Source organism: Nocardiopsis algeriensis, assembly GCF_014203695.1.
Lineage (GTDB): Bacteria > Actinomycetota > Actinomycetes > Streptosporangiales > Streptosporangiaceae > Nocardiopsis > Nocardiopsis algeriensis.
In genome coordinates this window covers 1-16,251 of sequence record NZ_JACHJO010000006.1, presented here as the reverse complement: position 1 = coordinate 16,251, position 16,251 = coordinate 1, and the positions used below count along the sequence as shown (strand labels likewise).

13 protein-coding genes are annotated in these 16,251 nt (G+C 72.3%); 5 read left to right on the top strand and 8 right to left on the bottom strand.

Features of this window, described 5'->3' with window-relative positions; genetic code table 11:
* Window positions 1-37: 37 nt before the first annotated feature.
* From FHS13_RS21155 to cysC, 4 genes are all read right to left on the bottom strand, one after another.
* The gene (locus tag FHS13_RS21155) at window positions 38-370 is read right to left on the bottom strand and encodes an FtsB family cell division protein (protein ID WP_343064997.1); all 333 of its coding nucleotides are present in this window, start codon (window positions 368-370) and stop codon (window positions 38-40) included.
* A gap of 195 nt (window positions 371-565) precedes the next feature.
* Window positions 566-1,849 carry a phosphopyruvate hydratase gene (gene eno / locus FHS13_RS10600; protein ID WP_184291051.1) on the bottom strand — a complete coding sequence of 428 codons (1,284 nt, stop codon included), beginning with the start codon at window positions 1,847-1,849 and terminating at the stop codon, window positions 566-568.
* 106 nt (window positions 1,850-1,955) lie between these two features.
* Window positions 1,956-2,774: a nucleoside triphosphate pyrophosphohydrolase gene (locus FHS13_RS10595; protein WP_184291049.1), complete on the bottom strand. Its 819-nt coding sequence runs from the start codon at window positions 2,772-2,774 to the stop codon at window positions 1,956-1,958.
* Between the two features lie 27 nt (window positions 2,775-2,801).
* On the bottom strand, window positions 2,802-4,379 hold the full coding sequence (cysC, locus tag FHS13_RS10590) for an adenylyl-sulfate kinase (protein ID WP_184291047.1): 1,578 nt from the start codon (window positions 4,377-4,379) through the stop codon (window positions 2,802-2,804).
* Between the two features lie 305 nt (window positions 4,380-4,684).
* Here cysC and mfd point away from each other — a divergent pair, with 305 nt between their 5' ends.
* Window positions 4,685-8,272 (top strand): transcription-repair coupling factor, encoded by a 3,588-nt coding sequence (gene mfd, locus FHS13_RS10585; RefSeq protein ID WP_184291045.1) that lies wholly within the window; start codon window positions 4,685-4,687, stop codon window positions 8,270-8,272.
* Window positions 8,273-8,357: 85 nt separating this feature from the next.
* On the opposite strand, the gene FHS13_RS10580 is transcribed toward mfd, so the two are convergent.
* On the bottom strand, window positions 8,358-10,004 hold the full coding sequence (locus tag FHS13_RS10580) for a cell division protein PerM (protein WP_184291043.1): 1,647 nt from the start codon (window positions 10,002-10,004) through the stop codon (window positions 8,358-8,360).
* A gap of 132 nt (window positions 10,005-10,136) precedes the next feature.
* Between FHS13_RS10580 and FHS13_RS10575 the strand changes: the two genes are divergently transcribed.
* Window positions 10,137-10,619 carry a DUF1707 SHOCT-like domain-containing protein gene (locus FHS13_RS10575; RefSeq protein WP_184291041.1) on the top strand — a complete coding sequence of 161 codons (483 nt, stop codon included), beginning with the start codon at window positions 10,137-10,139 and terminating at the stop codon, window positions 10,617-10,619.
* Between the two features lie 75 nt (window positions 10,620-10,694).
* Here the strand turns inward: FHS13_RS10575 and sucD are convergent, their stop codons facing one another.
* The 3 genes from sucD to icmB all read right to left on the bottom strand — a co-directional run bounded on the left by sucD (window position 10,695) and on the right by icmB (window position 13,539).
* Window positions 10,695-11,573 (bottom strand): succinate--CoA ligase subunit alpha, encoded by an 879-nt coding sequence (gene sucD, locus FHS13_RS10570; protein ID WP_184291038.1) that lies wholly within the window; start codon window positions 11,571-11,573, stop codon window positions 10,695-10,697.
* Window positions 11,574-11,587: 14 nt separating this feature from the next.
* The gene (sucC, locus tag FHS13_RS10565; RefSeq protein ID WP_184291036.1) at window positions 11,588-12,769 is read right to left on the bottom strand and encodes an ADP-forming succinate--CoA ligase subunit beta; all 1,182 of its coding nucleotides are present in this window, start codon (window positions 12,767-12,769) and stop codon (window positions 11,588-11,590) included.
* Between the two features lie 362 nt (window positions 12,770-13,131).
* Window positions 13,132-13,539, bottom strand: coding sequence for a coenzyme B12-dependent isobutyryl CoA mutase small subunit (gene icmB, locus FHS13_RS10560; RefSeq protein ID WP_184291034.1), 408 nt, complete (start codon window positions 13,537-13,539; stop codon window positions 13,132-13,134).
* Window positions 13,540-13,677: 138 nt separating this feature from the next.
* Between icmB and FHS13_RS10555 the strand changes: the two genes are divergently transcribed.
* The 3 genes from FHS13_RS10555 to FHS13_RS10545 all read left to right on the top strand — a co-directional run bounded on the left by FHS13_RS10555 (window position 13,678) and on the right by FHS13_RS10545 (window position 16,075).
* A complete protein-coding gene (locus FHS13_RS10555) occupies window positions 13,678-13,953 on the top strand; it encodes a hypothetical protein (RefSeq protein ID WP_184291032.1) in 276 nt (91 codons plus the stop codon).
* A gap of 101 nt (window positions 13,954-14,054) precedes the next feature.
* Window positions 14,055-15,500, top strand: a complete 1,446-nt coding sequence (locus tag FHS13_RS10550; protein WP_221442723.1) for a DNA-3-methyladenine glycosylase 2 family protein — start codon at window positions 14,055-14,057, stop codon at window positions 15,498-15,500.
* The gene (locus FHS13_RS10545; protein ID WP_184291028.1) at window positions 15,497-16,075 is read left to right on the top strand and encodes a methylated-DNA--[protein]-cysteine S-methyltransferase; all 579 of its coding nucleotides are present in this window, start codon (window positions 15,497-15,499) and stop codon (window positions 16,073-16,075) included. The genes FHS13_RS10550 and FHS13_RS10545 overlap by 4 nt, the downstream gene beginning before the upstream one ends.
* Window positions 16,076-16,251: the final 176 nt, after the last annotated feature.

Here is a 16,251-nt window from a genome sequence, read left to right as displayed (position 1 = left end):
ATAGGCCCACGGGGCCCGGCCGGGTTCCGGGACCCGGTCACCGGCCGTCGGCCTCCTCGACCGAGCGCCACAGGACCTCGAACCAGGGATCCCGGGGCCCGGAGACGTCCTCGTCCCCGTCCTCGTCCTCGGGCCGGATGACGATGTAGGCGGTCTCGCCCGGGTACTGGTAGTGCAACCGGGCGCGGGCCTCGCTCTCGATGTACTCCTCGCGGCCCAGCGCCTGCTCGCGCAGGCTCAGCTCCTCGACGCTCTCCCGCATCCGCGCCTGCTCCTCCCGGAGCTGGGCGATCTCGGCGCGCTGGGCGGCGTACTCGCGCAGCGGATAGGCCAGGCTGAGCGCGATCACGCACACGACCAGGACGAGGATCGCCGCGCGGCTGGTGAACGCGGGGCGGGGCCGCCGGGGAGCGGCCGCCGGGGAGGGGGAGCCGGCGGTGCGGCTCCCCCTCGTCCTGCCTGCGGATCCCGCGCCGCGGGCAGCCCTCCGGTCCCTCTCGTCTGCTCTGGACGTCTTGCGGGCCTTGGGGGTCTGCTGTCTGGATTCGCGGGACACCGGTGCAGACTAGCCGCGCCGGGCGAAGCGCGGGAAGGCCGACACGCCCGCGTACACGGCAGCGGTGTCGAGCTCCTCCTCGATGCGCAGCAGCTGGTTGTACTTGGCGACCCGCTCGCTGCGCGCCGGGGCACCGGTCTTGATCTGGCCGGCGTTGGTGGCCACCGCGATGTCGGCGATGGTCGTGTCCTCGGTCTCGCCGGAGCGGTGGCTGATCATCGCCGTGTAGCCGCTGCGCTGGGCGAGGGAGACCGCGTCCAGGGTCTCGGTGAGGGTGCCGATCTGGTTGACCTTCACCAGCAGCGAGTTGGCGGTGCCCGTGTCGACACCGCGGCGGAGCCGCTCGGGGTTGGTGACGAACAGGTCGTCACCGACCAGCTGGACCCTGTCGCCCAGGTCGTCGGTGAGCTTCTTCCAGCCCTCCCAGTCCTCCTCGTCGAGGGGGTCCTCGATGGAGACCAGCGGGTAGGCGGCGGCCAGCTCGGCGTAGTAGGCGGACATCTCGTCGGAGGTGCGCGCCCGCCCCTCGAACGTGTACACGCCCTCGTTGAAGAACTCACTGGCGGCGACGTCCAGGGCCAGCGCGATGTCGGTCCCCGGGGTGTAGCCGGCCTTCTCGATGGCCTCGACGATGAGGTCGAGGGCGGCGCGGTTGCTCTCCAGGTTCGGGGCGAAGCCGCCCTCGTCGCCGACCCCGGTGCCCAGGCCGTGGGCCTTGAGGACCGCCTTCAGGGCGTGGTAGACCTCGGTGCCCCAGCGGACCGCCTCGGAGAACGTGGGCGCCCCGACGGGGGCGATCATGAACTCCTGGATGTCGACGTTGCTGTCGGCGTGCGCGCCGCCGTTGAGGATGTTCATCATCGGCACGGGCAGCACGTGCGCGTTGGGGCCGCCGATGTAGCGGAACAGGGGCAGTCCGGCCTCGGCCGCCGCGGCCCGGGCCACGGCCAGCGAGGCGCCCAGGATCGCGTTGGCGCCGATACGGGACTTGTCGGGGGTGCCGTCGAGCTCGATGAGCGTGCTGTCGATGATGCGCTGCTCGTCGGCGGCGTGTCCCGCCAGCTCGTCGGCGATCTCGCCGTTGACCGCCGCGACGGCCTTGGACACGCCCTTTCCGCCGTAGCGGTCGCCGCCGTCGCGCAGCTCGACCGCTTCGAACTGTCCGGTGGAGGCGCCGCTGGGAACGCCGGCGCGCGCGATGGTTCCGTCGTCGAGCAGGACCTCGACCTCGACGGTCGGGTTGCCTCGGGAGTCAAGGATCTCCCGTGCCTGCACTGCCTCGATGGACGCCACGGTCTCTCTCCGTCTCTTGGGGTTGGTCGGACCAGTTGTGTCAGGACCCGACACGAGACTAGCGACATCCCCCGTCGAAGAGCGCGCCCGCCCGGCGGAAATTGGTCTAGTCCATACCGGGCCGTCCTGCCTCCGGTGCGGGCTCCGGGGACGGGTCGGAGGGCCCTGCCGCGTCCCAGTAGGCACGCCACTCCCCCTCGGAGAGCTCGCGCGGTTCACGGCCGTCCGCGCGGGCCGCCGCCTCGGCGGCGCGCACCCGCGCGTCGAAGCGCCGGGAGGCCGCACGCAGGTCGCCCTCGGCGTCGCGGCCGCGCCCGCGCTCGTCGGACACCGCCGCGAACAGCCCGCCGCCCGGACCGCCGTCGTTCCCGATCAGGTCGGGCGGAAAGCCGTTGCGCACCGCGCGCTTCTGCAGCTCGTGGGCGAGCATCGCGGCCGGCTGGCCGAAGGGCACCCCCTCCAGGACGGACGAGTGCCCCTCCCCGCCCGCGGCCCGCGACCTCTCGGCCCGCTCCGCGGCCTTGATCGCCTCCCAGTTCGACCGCACCTCGTCGGCGCCCGACACCTCGACCCCGCCGAACACGTGCGGGTGGCGGCGGGTCATCTTGTCGATGATCGCGTCGGCGACGTCGTCGACGGTGAAGTGCGCCGGGTCGTCCTCGGGCCGCTCGGCCGCGATCGCCGCGTGGAACACCACCTGGAGCAGCACGTCTCCCAGCTCCTCGCGCAGCAGCGCGACGTCACCGCTCTCGATGGTCTCCAGGGTCTCGTAGGCCTCCTGGACGAGGTACTTGGCCAGGGACTCGTGGGTCTGCCCCCGGTCCCAGGGGCACTCCCTGCGCAGGGTGCCCATCACCTCCACGAAGCGCAGGAACCGGTGTCCGGGAGGCGGTTCCTCCTCCGGCCGGGCAGGGGGTCGGTCCATCGTCGTCCCTCTCACTGGTGTCGGGGTTCAGCCGTCGTGTTCGGGGAGCCATCCGCCCTCGCGCAGGGCGGCCACCACCGCGGCCACCGACTCCGCGGGGTCGGCGCCCGCGGTGTCCAGCACCAGGTCGGCGTCCTCGGGGACCTCGTAGGGCGCGGAGATCCCGGTGAAGTCGGGGATCTCCCCCGCCCTCGCCCTCGCGTACAGGCCCTTGCGGTCGCGGCTCTCGCACTCCTCCAGCGAGGTGGCCACGTACACGAGGAAGAAGTCGCCGCCGGCCTCCTCCACCATGGCACGGACCTCCTCGCGCCCGTCGGCGTAGGGGGCGATGGGCGCACACACCGCCACGCCGCCGTGGCGGCCGATCTCCGCGGCCACGTACCCGATCCGCCGGATGTTGAGCGCGCGGTCCTCCGGCGAGAACGTCAGCCCCTGGGAGAGCATGCGCCGCACCACGTCGCCGTCCAGCAGCGTCACCGAGCGTCCCGACCGGCGTATCCGGTCGCTCACACCGCGCGCGATCGTGGACTTGCCCGAGCCCGACAGACCGGTGAGGAAGAGGGTGAGGCCGCGCCGCGTACGGGCCGGCCGCAGCCGCGCCAGCTCGGCGGCCACGCGGGCGGGGGTGAACCAGGCGGGGAGCTCGCGCCCGAGCGCCAGCTCCCGCTCCACCTCCTCCTCGGTGAGCTCCCGGCGGGCCTGCCCCGGGTCGACCCGGGTGATCGGCTCCCACAGGCCCGCGTCGGTACCGAACCGCCACGGTTCGGGGTCGAGCACCGTCAGCGGCGGGCGCCGGGCCATCACCCGGTCCACGTCCGGTCCGGAGCCGCCCGTCTCCACGATCATGTGGGTGGCGCCGTAGGCCGCCGCCACGTGCGCGGCCAGCCGCACGTCGGAGTCGCTCCAGGGGCCTCCGAAAGGCCCGGCGGCCCGGGCCCGCGAGCGGGGCAGCGTGCACACCACGAGCGACGAGCGCGGCGGCAGGAGCGGCTCGGCCGCCAGCACGGCCGCGGCCATCCCCTCGTCCTCCAGCGGGGCGTCCACGATCACCAGGACCTCGATCCGCTCGCCGTCCCCGCCCAGGGCCTCGGCCTCGGCCCGGATCTGGTGCAGGGCGCGGTGGTGCAGCGGCCGGTCCGTGACGACCGCCAGCACCGGACGGTCCGCCGGGGCCCCCAGCCCGCTCTGGGCCCGCACCTCGGCCGGTGCCGCGCGCAGCTCGCGCAGCACGCCGTAGGTGGGCGGGCGCAGCAGGGACACGTCACCGGCCAGGTGGTGGCGGCCCCGGTCGTCCTTCCACCTCTCGCTCACCGCCAGCTCTGCCAGCGGTGCGCCCTCGGGGTCGGTCAGCACCACCAGGTCGCCGGAGAGGTCCTCGGGCGCTTCGAGGATGACCGGAACCGGCCACGGCCGGCCGTCGGGCAGGCACCCCGACGCCGCCACCGACTCCGCCTGCTCCCGTGTCATGAAGCCGGGCAGCGGGTAGGCACCGCTGAGGACCAGTTCCAGGTGGGCGAGGGCGTCGGGCCCCGGGGTGAAGACCGGGGCGCCCGACCGCCCGGCGTCCCCCTCCGAAGCGCTCCCGCGTCTGCCGGCACTCACCACGCGTTTCCCCTCCCACAGGAGTTGCAAGACCGGACCCAGCGTATGCCTCCGGTCGGCAGCAGCCGGGAACGAACTCCGCCCAACGGAATAGAACCAGGTCACAGGGGGTTGCCATGAGAACACCTCCCCGCGTCTCCGAGACGACGCGGGCGGATCCCCGGCTCCGCGCCGTCCACACCCTGCCCGCGCGAAACCGCTGGACTCGCTAGGCTGAGAGGTGCCGGCGGCACACATCGCCCAGCCGCCCTCCCACCGTGCAGGACGCGACCACCCGCCTGAACGGACCCACTTCCTTCTTTGGTGCTATGAGCCTTATCGGACTTCTCGCCGACGTCTCCCGAGACCCGGCACTGCACAGCGCGATCGAGTCCGCCCGCAGCGGCCGCGATCCCCACCTCGACCTCGTCGCACCGGCGGCGCTGCGCCCCTTCATGGTGGGTGCGCTGGCCGCCGACGCGCCCCTCGGCGCGCAGCGGCCCGTGCTCGCGATCACCGCGACCGAACGGGAGGCGGCCGACCTCACCGACGCCCTCGGATCGCTGCTGCCCGACAACTCCGTCGCGCTGTTCCCCGCGTGGGAGACCCTGCCGCACGAGCGCCTCTCCCCGCGTTCCGACACCGTCGGCCGGCGTCTGGCCGTGCTGCGCCGCCTGGCCCACCCCGACCCCGCCGACCCCCTGACCTCGCCGCTGCGCGTGGTCGTCGCGCCCGTGCGCAGCGTCCTGCAGCCGCTCGTGGCCGGGCTCGGCGACCTGGAGCCGGTCCGCGTCCGCCCCGGTGACGAGATCTCCCTGGAGGAGGTCGTGGGCGCCCTGGCCGACACCGGCTACTCGCGCGTCGACCTGGTGGAGAAGCGCGGCGACATGGCCGTGCGCGGCGGCATCCTCGACGTCTTCCCGCCCACCGAGGAGCACCCGCTGCGGCTGGAGTTCTGGGGTGACTCCGTCGAGGACATCCGCTACTTCCAGGTCGCCGACCAGCGTTCCCTCACCCCCGGAGAGGGCGGCGGCCGCGACGCCGCCTCGGGCCTGTTCGCGCCTCCCTGCCGGGAGCTGCTGCTCACCGAGACCGTGCGCGGGCGCGCCCGCGCACTGGCCGGCGAGCACCCGGCCCTGGCCGAGATCCTCACCAAGCTGGCCGACGGCGTGGCGGTCGAGGGCATGGAGGCCTTCGCCCCCGTGCTCGCCGACCGGATGGAGCCCTTCCTGTCCCTCCTGCCCGAGGGCGCCATGGTGGTGGGCTGCGACCCCGAGCGCATCCGCACCCGCGCCCTGGAGCTGGAGGCCACCAGCGCCGAGTTCCTCGACGCCTCCTGGATCAACGCCGCCGCCGGCGGAGAAGCCCCCATCGACCTGGGCGCCTCCGCGTACATGTCCATCACCGACCTGCGCGCCACCGCCTCGGACCTGGACATGCCCTGGTGGGGGCTGACGCCGTTCGCCGCAGACGAGCAGGCCGGCGAGGAGGACGACGCCGTCGTGGTGGGCGCCGTGCCCGCCGACTCCTACCGGGGCGACACCGAGCGCGCGCTCGCCGACATCAAGGGCTGGCTGCACGACAACTGGAGCGTCGTGCTGGTCACCCAGGGGCAGGGCCCGGCCGAGAGGTTCGTGTCCATGCTGCGGGAGTCGGGGCTGGGCGCCCACCTGGTCGACGACCTGGCGGAACCGCCCCGGCCGGCCGTGGCCACCGTGACCACGGGCCTGGTCGACCACGGCTTCCTGCTGCGCTCGGTGCACACCGTCGTGCTCACCGAGACCGACCTGGCCGGTCAGAGGTCCTCCACCCGCGACATGCGCCGCATGCCCAGCAGGCGGCGCGGCACCGTCGACCCGCTCCAGCTCAAGCCCGGTGACCACGTCGTGCACGAGCAGCACGGCGTGGGCCGCTACCTGGAGATGGTCAGCCGCCAGGTGCAGGGGGCCACCCGCGAGTACCTGGTCATCGAGTACGCGCCCTCCAAGCGCGGCCAGCCCGGCGACCGCCTCTTCGTGCCCACCGATCAGCTGGGCGAGGTCACCCGCTACGTGGGCGGCGAGGCGCCGACCCTGTCCAAGATGGGCGGCGCCGAGTGGAGCAAGGCCAAGAGCCGCGCCCGCAAGGTGGTCCGAGAGATCGCCGGAGACCTCATCCGGCTGTACTCGGCCCGCCAGGCCTCGCCCGGGCACGCGTTCGGCCCCGACACCCCGTGGCAGCGCGAGCTCGAGGACGCCTTCCCCTACGCGGAGACGCCCGACCAGCTCGCCGCCATCGAGGAGGTCAAGAAGGACATGGCCAAGCCGGTCCCCATGGACCGGCTGATCTGCGGCGACGTCGGCTACGGCAAGACCGAGGTGGCCGTGCGCGCCGCGTTCAAGGCCGTGCAGGACGGCAAGCAGGTCGCCCTGCTGGTGCCCACCACGCTGCTGGTGCAGCAGCACCTGTCCACGTTCACCGAGCGGTACGCCTCGTTCCCGGTCACGGTCAAGCCGATGTCGCGCTTCCAGACCGACAGCGAGGTCGAGGCCACCCGCGAGGGGCTGCGCACCGGCGAGGTCGACGTGGTCATCGGCACCCACCGGCTGCTGTCGTCCGAGACCCGCTTCAAGGACCTCGGCCTGGTCATCATCGACGAGGAGCAGCGCTTCGGCGTCGAGCACAAGGAGGCCCTCAAGCGGCTGCGCACCCAGGTGGACGTGCTGGCGATGTCGGCGACGCCCATTCCGCGCACCCTGGAGATGGGCCTGACCGGCATCCGGGAGATGACCACGATCCTCACCCCGCCGGAGGAGCGCCACCCGGTGCTGACCTTCGTGGGGCCCTACGAGGACAAGCAGATCACCGCGGCCATCCGCCGGGAACTGATGCGCGAGGGCCAGGTGTTCTTCGTGCACAACCGGGTGGCGTCCATCGACAAGGCCGCCGCCCACATCCAGCGCCTGGTCCCCGAGGCGCGCGTCGCCTACGCCCACGGGCAGATGAACGAGCAGCAGCTCGAACGCGTGATGGTGGACTTCTGGGAGAAGAACTTCGACGTACTGGTCTCCACGACCATCGTCGAGTCCGGCCTGGACGTGCCCAACGCCAACACGCTCATCATCGACCGCGCCGACACCTACGGCCTCTCCCAGCTCCACCAGCTGCGCGGCCGGGTGGGCCGGGGGCGCGAGCGCGCCTACGCGTACTTCCTCTACCCGCCGGAGCGGCCTCTGTCCGAGACCGCCTACGAGCGCCTGGCCACCGTGGCCCAGCACACCGAGACGGGCGCGGGCATGTACGTGGCGATGAAGGACCTGGAGATCCGCGGCTCGGGCAACATCCTGGGCTCGGAGCAGTCGGGAACCATCGCGGGCGTGGGCTTCGACCTGTACGTGCGCATGGTCGGGGAGGCCGTCGCCGAGCTGCGGGGCGACCAGAGCGCGGCCGAGGAGGTCGAGACCAAGGTCGAGCTGCCGATCAACGCGCACATCCCGCACGACTACGTGCCGGGCGAGCGGCTGCGCCTCCAGGCCTACAAGCGCATCGCCGGTGTCACCAGCGAGGAGGACATCACCGCCGCCTACGAGGAGCTCAGCGACCGCTACGGCACCCCGCCCCAGCCGGTGGACAACCTCATGGCGGTGGCCCGGTTCCGGGTCCTGGCCAAGTCCGCGGGGCTCCAGGACGTGGTGCAGCAGGGCACCCAGATCCGCTTCTCCCCGGTGGAGCTGCGCGAGTCCCAGGAGCTGCGGCTGCGGCGGATGTACCCCAAGTCCCTCCACAAGGAGGCCACCAAGACACTGCTGGTCCCGGTGCCCAAGGCCGGCGGCCTGGGCGGCAAGCCGCTGCGCGACCTGGACCTGCTCAAGTGGTGCACCGAGCTGGTCGAGGCCATCTTCGAACCGGCTCGGCGGGCGGCCCGCAAGGAGGGCTGACCGCGCAGGGGAAGGCGGCCGCGGTGCCTCGGGCACCGCGGCCGCCTTCCGTTTCCGGGGCCCGTCCCACGGGACCGGGCACGGGTCAGTTCCTGGGGGCGTCGGCCTCCTCGGGTTCGGCCTCGTAGGTGATGCCGTACAGCTCGTCGGAGTCCTCGGCGTCCCGCCGCCGCCACCGGCGCGGACGGTCGGCGCGAAGGGCCTTCCTCTCCGCGCGGCGCCGGGCGCGCTCCTCGCGTGCGGCCTGCCTGCGGGCGGCCCTCTCCTCCCGGGCCTTCGGCACGGCCTGCCCGCGGGCCTCCTTCTCCGCTCCGCCGCCGAGGGCGGGCCCTCCGGGCCGGAACCCGCCCCGGTCCTCCGGTCCCGGCGCTTCCTCCTTCTCCCCGTGGGGGCGCAGCGGGGTGACCGTGGCCAGCCCCTCGCCCACCGGGACGTCCACGGGCAGTTCCGCTGCGGGGCGCGCCTCTGCCTCGGGCGCCGCGTCGGGCTCCGCGCCGCCGCTCCTGCGCCTGGTGTAGTACCAGTTGGCACCCCAGGCCGCGATCGCAGCGGCCGCACCGACCTCCAGAGCCGCCACCAGCCCCACCTGCCACGCGGACGGGCCGATGTCGCTCAGGCGCTCCATCCCGAGGGAGCCGCCCGCCAGCTCGCCCAGGGCGGCGCAGAGGGCCCCCGTGGTCACACCGCACACGAACCCCCACAGCGGTGCCGCCTCGCTCACCAGATCGGGCGCGCTGCGCTGGGTGAGCACCCCGCCCACCGCGCCCGCGACGAACGGCACCGCCAGCGCGGCCAGCGACGCCACCGGCGCCGCCCCGTCCTCCGGCAGGGCCGCCAGCAGCGGCAGCAGCGGCAGCGGACCCGTGGAGATACCCGTGGGCGCCACCGCCGTCGCCTCTCCCAGCGCGAACCCCGGCCCCAGGCCGTAGCACACGGCGAACAGCACGGCGTTGGGCAGGTAGGCCAGCTGGATGACGATCAGCAGTGCGCCGCCCACCAGCCCGGGGGCCAGCAGCCGCGTGGTCTCCACCGCTTCGGGAAATCCCACCGCGAACGCGACCGCGAACAGCACCAGCCCGCCCAGCAGCAGCGTTCCCGTGGAGACGAGCATCCCCACCAGCAGCGAGCGCGACCGGGCCGGCATCAGCCCCAGCAGGGCCCGGGGGGCGACACCCTTGTCCGCCATCAGCTGGCGCAGCGCCCCCAGCCCTCCGGCCAGGAACGCGATGACGAAGCCCATGAACAGGGCGCGCGGCATGCTGGGCTCGACGGTCTCGCCGCGCGCCACCAGCGCCAGCGTTCCCGCGATCGCCGCGTAGGGGCCGGCGATGGCCAGTGCCGCGCGGTGGACGTACCGGAGCCGGGGGATCTCGCAACTGCGGGCCAGCCACCGGCCCGACCGGTACAGCACCAGGCCCGGCAGCAGCATCAGCCCGATGGGGAGCATGCTGATCTGGGCGTCGGCGACGGTGAACGACACGTGGTGGCTCACCAGCCACGCCACCACCGCTCCCCGCAGTACCCCGCCGATCTCCTCGCCGAGGCCCGCATGGGGGGCCGCGACCCACGCGGTGACGGTCAGGGTGACGGCCACCGCCAGTCCTATGGCGGCCGCGGTTGCGGCCGCGAGCCCTCCGGTCGCGTAGAGGGGACGGGCGTCGACGGCCGCGGAGGCCGAGGGCCGCTTCGCGGGGCGTTCGGGGCCGGAGGGCGGAGATCCTGGCGTACTCACCCGACTTATGCTGCCAGGGACCGGAATGCTCCGCCCTATCCCCGGGCACGCGTGTCGTGCCCTCCGAGTGGAACCTCCCGGCGGGAAGAGCCGTCGTACCTGTCAGCCCCACCCCGCTCGAACGGATATCTCATGGCAGACCAGGAGCCCCTCCCCTACCGGCTCTCCGACGGAGAACGCGACGAGGCACTGACACAGCTGCGGACCGCTTTCCAGGAGGGCCGCCTGACCACGGACGAGCACGAGGAGCGCTCTTCCGCGGCGCTGCGCGCCGTCACCGACCGGGACCTGGCTCCGCTCTTCACCGACCTGCCCGTCCATCTGCGCCCGGCCGCCCTCGGCCGGGCCGGAAGCGCCGCTTCCCCGGTGGTCCGCCGAGAAGGAAAGGCCGACAGGCGCCCGGCCGAGGAGGCCGAGAAGAAGGGCCCGAGCCTGGCGGGGCTGGCGGGCTTCGCCGGGTTCCTGCTCTTCGTGTGGGGCATACCCACGTTCGTGTCCGGCAACGTCGTGGCGATCAGCGTGTTCCTGGGCTTCTTCAGCCTGATGGTGGTGCCGGGGATCGTCAGCGCCCTCCGCGGCCGCCGCCGCGGAGGCGGCGAGATCACCAAGGGCTGACCCGCGGAGCTCCGGAGAACGCAGCGGCCCCGCTCCACCGTGAGGGGTGGAGCGGGGCCGCTGCGTTCATGCCTGTCAGAACAGCTCGCGCACCAGCTTGGCGGTCTCGCTGGGGGTCTTGCCGACCTTGACGCCGGCGGCCTCCAGGGCCTCCTGCTTGGCGGCCGCGGTGCCGGAGGAGCCCGAGACGATGGCGCCGGCGTGGCCCATGGTCTTGCCCTCCGGAGCGGTGAAGCCCGCGACGTAGCCGACGACCGGCTTGGTCACGTTCTCCTTGATGAAGGCGGCCGCGCGCTCCTCGGCGTCGCCGCCGATCTCACCGATCATCACGATGACGTCGGTGTCCGGGTCGGCCTCGAAGGCCGCCAGGGCGTCGATGTGCGTGGTCCCGATGATGGGGTCGCCACCGATGCCGACGGCGGAGGAGAAGCCGATGTCGCTCAGCTCGTACATCATCTGGTACGTGAGCGTGCCCGACTTCGACACGAGGCCGATGCGGCCCGGCTTGGTGATGCTGGCCGGGATGATGCCGGCGTTGGACTGGCCCGGGGTGATCAGACCGGGGCAGTTGGGGCCGATGATGCGGGTCTTGTTGCCCTTGGAGCAGGCGTAGGACCAGAACTCGGCGGTGTCGTGCACCGGGATGCCCTCGGTGATGACGACGGCCAGGCCGATCCCGGCGTCGATCGCCTCGATGACCGCGTCCTTGGCGAACTTCGGCGGAACGAAGATCACCGTGACGTCGGCCCCGGTGGCCTCCATGCCGTCGGCCACGGAACCGAAGACCGGTACCTCGGTGCCGTCGAAGTCGACGCTCTGGCCCGCCTTGCGCGGGTTCACGCCGCCGACGATGTTCGTACCGGAAGCCAGCATCCGGCGGGTGTGCTTGGTGCCCTCGGAGCCGGTCATGCCCTGGACGAGGACCTTGCTGTCCTTGGTGAGGAAGATAGCCATGGTGTGTCAGTCCCCTACTTAGCCGCGAGCTCGGCGGCCTGAGCGGCGGCGCCGTCCATCGTGTCGACCTGTCGCACGGCCGGGTGGGCGCGCTTGGTGAGGATCTCGCGGCCCAGCTCGGCGTTGTTGCCGTCCAGACGGACGACGAGCGGCTTGCTGACGTCCTCGCCGCGGCCCTCGAGCAGCTCCAGCGCCTGGACGATGCCGTTGGCAACGGCGTCGCAGGCGGTGATGCCGCCGAAGACGTTGACGAACACGCTCTTGACGGCCGGGTCGCCGAGGATGATCTCGAGACCGTTGGCCATCACCTCGGCGGAGGCGCCGCCACCGATGTCGAGGAAGTTGGCGGGCTTGACGCCGTTGAACTTCTCACCGGCGTAGGCGACCACGTCCAGGGTGGACATGACCAGGCCCGCGCCGTTGCCGATGATGCCGACCTCACCGTCGAGCTTGACGTAGTTGAGGCCCTTCTCCTTGGCGGCGACCTCGAGCGGGTCACCCTCCTCGGGAACGGCGAGGCTCTCCAGGTCCTGGCGGAACTCGGCGTTCGCGTCCAGGGTCACCTTGCCGTCCAGGGCGACGACGCGGCCGTCCTTGGTGAGGATGAGCGGGTTGACCTCGACGAGCGTGGCGTCCTTGCCGACGAAGGCCTTCCACAGCTTGGTGATGACCTCGGCGGCACCCGCGGCGGCGGCCTCGGGCAGCTTGCCGGCCTTGACGATCTCCGCGGCGACGGCCTCGGGGGCGCCGGTCAGCGGGTCGATCGCGATCTTGGCGACGGCGTCGGGGTTGGTCTCGGCGACCTCCTCGATCTCCATGCCGCCCTCGGCGGAGCAGATGGAGAGGAAGTTGCGGTTGGCGCGGTCCAGCAGGAAGGAGAAGTAGTACTCCTCCGCGATGTCGGAGGCCTCCTCCACCAGGACACGGTGAACCGTGTGGCCCTTGATGTCCATGCCGAGGATCTGCTCGGCCTTGGCCTGGGCGTCCTCGGGGCCCTCGGCGACCTTCACACCGCCGGCCTTGCCGCGGCCACCGGTCTTGACCTGCGCCTTGACAACGACGCGGGGCTTGCCGGCGGCGGCGAACTCATCGGCGATCGCACGCGCCTCGGCGGCCGTGCTCGCCACCTTCCCCTGGGGCACGGGAACCCCGTACTCTGCGAAGAGTTGCTTCGCCTGGTATTCGAACAGGTCCACGAGGGTCCGTCCTTGTAACTCGCTGGCTCAGGATGTCTACCGGGGTGGCCTCGTCCGAATCCGGCTGTGACCCATGAACATGTGTCACACGACGCAGAGCCCTGGCGGGGCTGGGCCGTTCACAGAGATCGAGATCGCCGCAGCGTCAGCCACCCGCGACATGCGCAAAGCTTAGTCGCCCGAAATTCGGCCGCCGGACACCGGGGGCGCGTTGTCCCTGTGCACCTCGGTGCCCGGAGCCACACAAGTGGCTCCGGACCGCCCTCACATGAGAAAATATGTGACGAGCGCCACCGGAAGTAACACCTTCAGGGTGTGTTTCCCCGGCAGAACCACCTTTTCCCGCATGCGACGAACATCACTCATGCGGCGTGCGCCGGGCGCACGTTCTCCTTGACCCAGACGGCGATCTCCGACGTGGGAGCACCGGGGGTGAAGATCTTGGCGACGCCCATGCGCTCCAGCTCCTCGATGTCCGCGTCGGGGATGATCCCGCCGCCGAACACCCGGATGTCCTGTGCCCCGTTCTCCTCGAGCAGTTCGAGGACGCGGGCGAACATGGTCATGTGCGCACCGGAGAGGACGGACAGGCCGATCGCGTCGGCGTCCTCCTGGATCGCGGCCGAGACGATCATCTCGGGGGTCTGACGCAGGCCCGTGTAGATGACCTCGACCCCGGCGTCCCGCAGCACCCGGGCGACGATCTTCACCCCGCGGTCGTGTCCGTCCAGGCCCGGTTTCGCAACGACGATCCGTGCTGCCTCGGCCATGGCCCCTCCCCTCGGAGTTCCTTGTGGGAACCCTTGTGCGAGTACGTGATCCCTGAAGAGTAACGCAGCTCACCCCCCGGGGCCCCGCCGGGGGAAGCCGGCCGGGATGGAAGCGGGGCGCACGGGTACGTGGAGTCCATGGCAGAGGACTACGACCAGCTCAGCACCGAAGACCTTCGCGAACGCGCCACGGACCTGGCCCGGGAGCGCTGGGACCTGAAATTCTTCTGGAAGCTGCTCGGCCTGATCCCGGCCGCCACGGCGGCGGCCGGCGACCAGGAGGCCAGCGAGGCGAGCGTGGCCCAGCTGTCGGGGTTCGTCTACGAGGCGCTGGCTGCGGAGAGCGACCCGAGGGTGCAGGAGGCGCTGCGGCCGGTCTACATCGGTTACCTGCGGGAGCACGCCGAGACCTGATCCCGGGAAGCAGCGTCCCCGTCCTCCGGGTCTCCCCGGCGGCCGCCGTGTCCGAAAACCGCCAGCGCCGGGCACGGCCGTCGGCGACCATGGATGGCGTGATGGACGACGACCAGCGCTACCGCGCCGTGCAGAGCAGGGACGCCCGCTTCGACGGGGTGTTCTACACGGCCGTGCGCACCACCGGGATCTACTGCCGGCCCAGCTGCCCGGCACGCACCCCGCTGCGGGACAACGTCTCCTTCGTACCCACCGCCGCGGCGGCGCAGGAGGCGGGTTTCCGCGCCTGCAAGCGCTGCCGCCCGGACCTGACCCCCGGATCCCCCGAGTGGGACCTGCGTGCCGACGCGGTCGGCCGGGCCATGCGCCTCATCCGCGACGGCGCCGTCGACCGGGGCGGGGTCGGAGGGCTGGCGTCGGCAGTGGGGTACAGCGAGCGGCAGCTGGGCCGCCTGCTGACCGCGGAGCTCGGCGCCGGCCCCCTGGCCCTGGCCCGCACCGAGCGGGCGCAGACGGCACGCACGCTGATCGAGACCACGAACATGCCCATGAGCGACATCGCGTTCGCGTCGGGGTTCGCGAGTGTGCGCCAGTTCAACGAGACGGTGCGGGCGGTGTTCGGCCACTCCCCCACGGAGATGCGCGGACGGGTCCGGGTGCGGCCGGGCGGCACCGCGGGCGCGATCACACTGCGCCTGTCCTACCGCGAGCCCGCCGACCTGGCCCGGACCTTGGCCTTTCTCGGCGAGCGCGCCGTCCCCGGCATCGAGGAGTACGCGGACGGCGTCTACCGGCGCACCCTCACCCTTCCCCACGGCCGGGGCACGGCAGAGCTGTGGGAGGGGGAGAACCACGTGCTGTGCCGCCTGCGGCTCACGGACACCCGCGACCTGGCGAGCGCGGTGCGCCGGTGCCGTCGGCTGCTCGACCTGGACGCGGACCCCAGGGCGGTGTCGGACGTGCTCGGCGCGGACCCGGCCCTGGCCCCGGTCGTCCGCGCCCATCCGGGCATCCGCGCCCCGGGCCACAGCGACCCGGCGGAACTGGCGGTACGTGCGGTCCTGGGTCAGCAGGTCTCCGTGCGGGCGGCGCGCACCCTGGCAGGCCGGATCGTCGCCGATGTCGGCCGGCCCCTGGAGCCGGGGCTGCGCACGGGCGGCCTGACCCACACCTTCCCCGAGCCGAAGGTGCTGGCCGCCCTCTCCCCGGAGGACCTCCCCCTTCCGTCCGCCCGCGCCGGTACGGTGGTCCGACTGGCCGAGGCCGTCGCCTCCGGCCACGTGGACCTGGGCCCGGGCTGCGACCGCGACGAGACGGAGCGGCGGCTGGTGGCACTGCGGGGAATCGGGCCGTGGACGGCTGGTTACATCCGTATGCGGGGCCTGGGCGACCCGGACGTGTTCCTGGCGACGGACCTGGGGGTCCGCCAGGGACTGCGCAAGACCTTGGCCTCGGAAGAGGCACCGGCCACGGGGCACTGGAGCCCGTGGCGCTCGTACGCAACCCACCTGATGTGGGCCTGCCTCGGCGAGAGGAACGAGAGATGAGCAAGGGTACGCAGGAGGCACTCCCGATCGAGGTGGCGACGGCCGAGCCGAGGAGAACACCCGCGGTCGAGTTCCGCCCCCTTCTGGACGGACCGACGCGCTACACGCGGATGCCGTCACCTCTGGGAGAACTTCTCCTGACCGGCGACGGGGAGTCGCTGAGCAGCGTCCACACACAGGGGAAGGAGAACGTCCGGAGAGAGGTCCCGCCGGAGTGGCGGGAGGACCCGTCGGCCTTTCGCGACGCCGTCGCGCAGCTGGAGGCGTACTTCGCGGGAACTCTGCGGGAGTTCGACCTGGCCCTGGCGCCGGCGGGAACCGAGTGGCAGCTGCGGGTCTGGAAGGCCCTGACCACGATCCCGTACGGAGAGACCGCGAGCTACGGCGAACTGGCCGCGGAGCTGGGACGCCCCACGGCCTCTCGCGCGGTGGGGACGGCCAATGGGAGGAACCCGATCAGCATCATCGTGCCCTGCCACCGGGTGATCGGGGCCAACGGAACCCTGACGGGCTACGCGGGAGGACTGGAGCGGAAGCAGTACCTGCTGCACCTGGAGACGGGCCGGAGGCGCTAGAGAGCGCCCGGCCCGAACACCCCGGGCGGGGACCAGGCACACAACAAAAAAAGGGGGGCCCGCCAGGACCCCCCACACACAACACACAAAAAAAGAGGGGCCGCCCGCAAAGACGACCCCCCTCAAGAAAAACCGTGGCAGCAACCTACTCTCCCACCCCACCACAGGGCAGTACC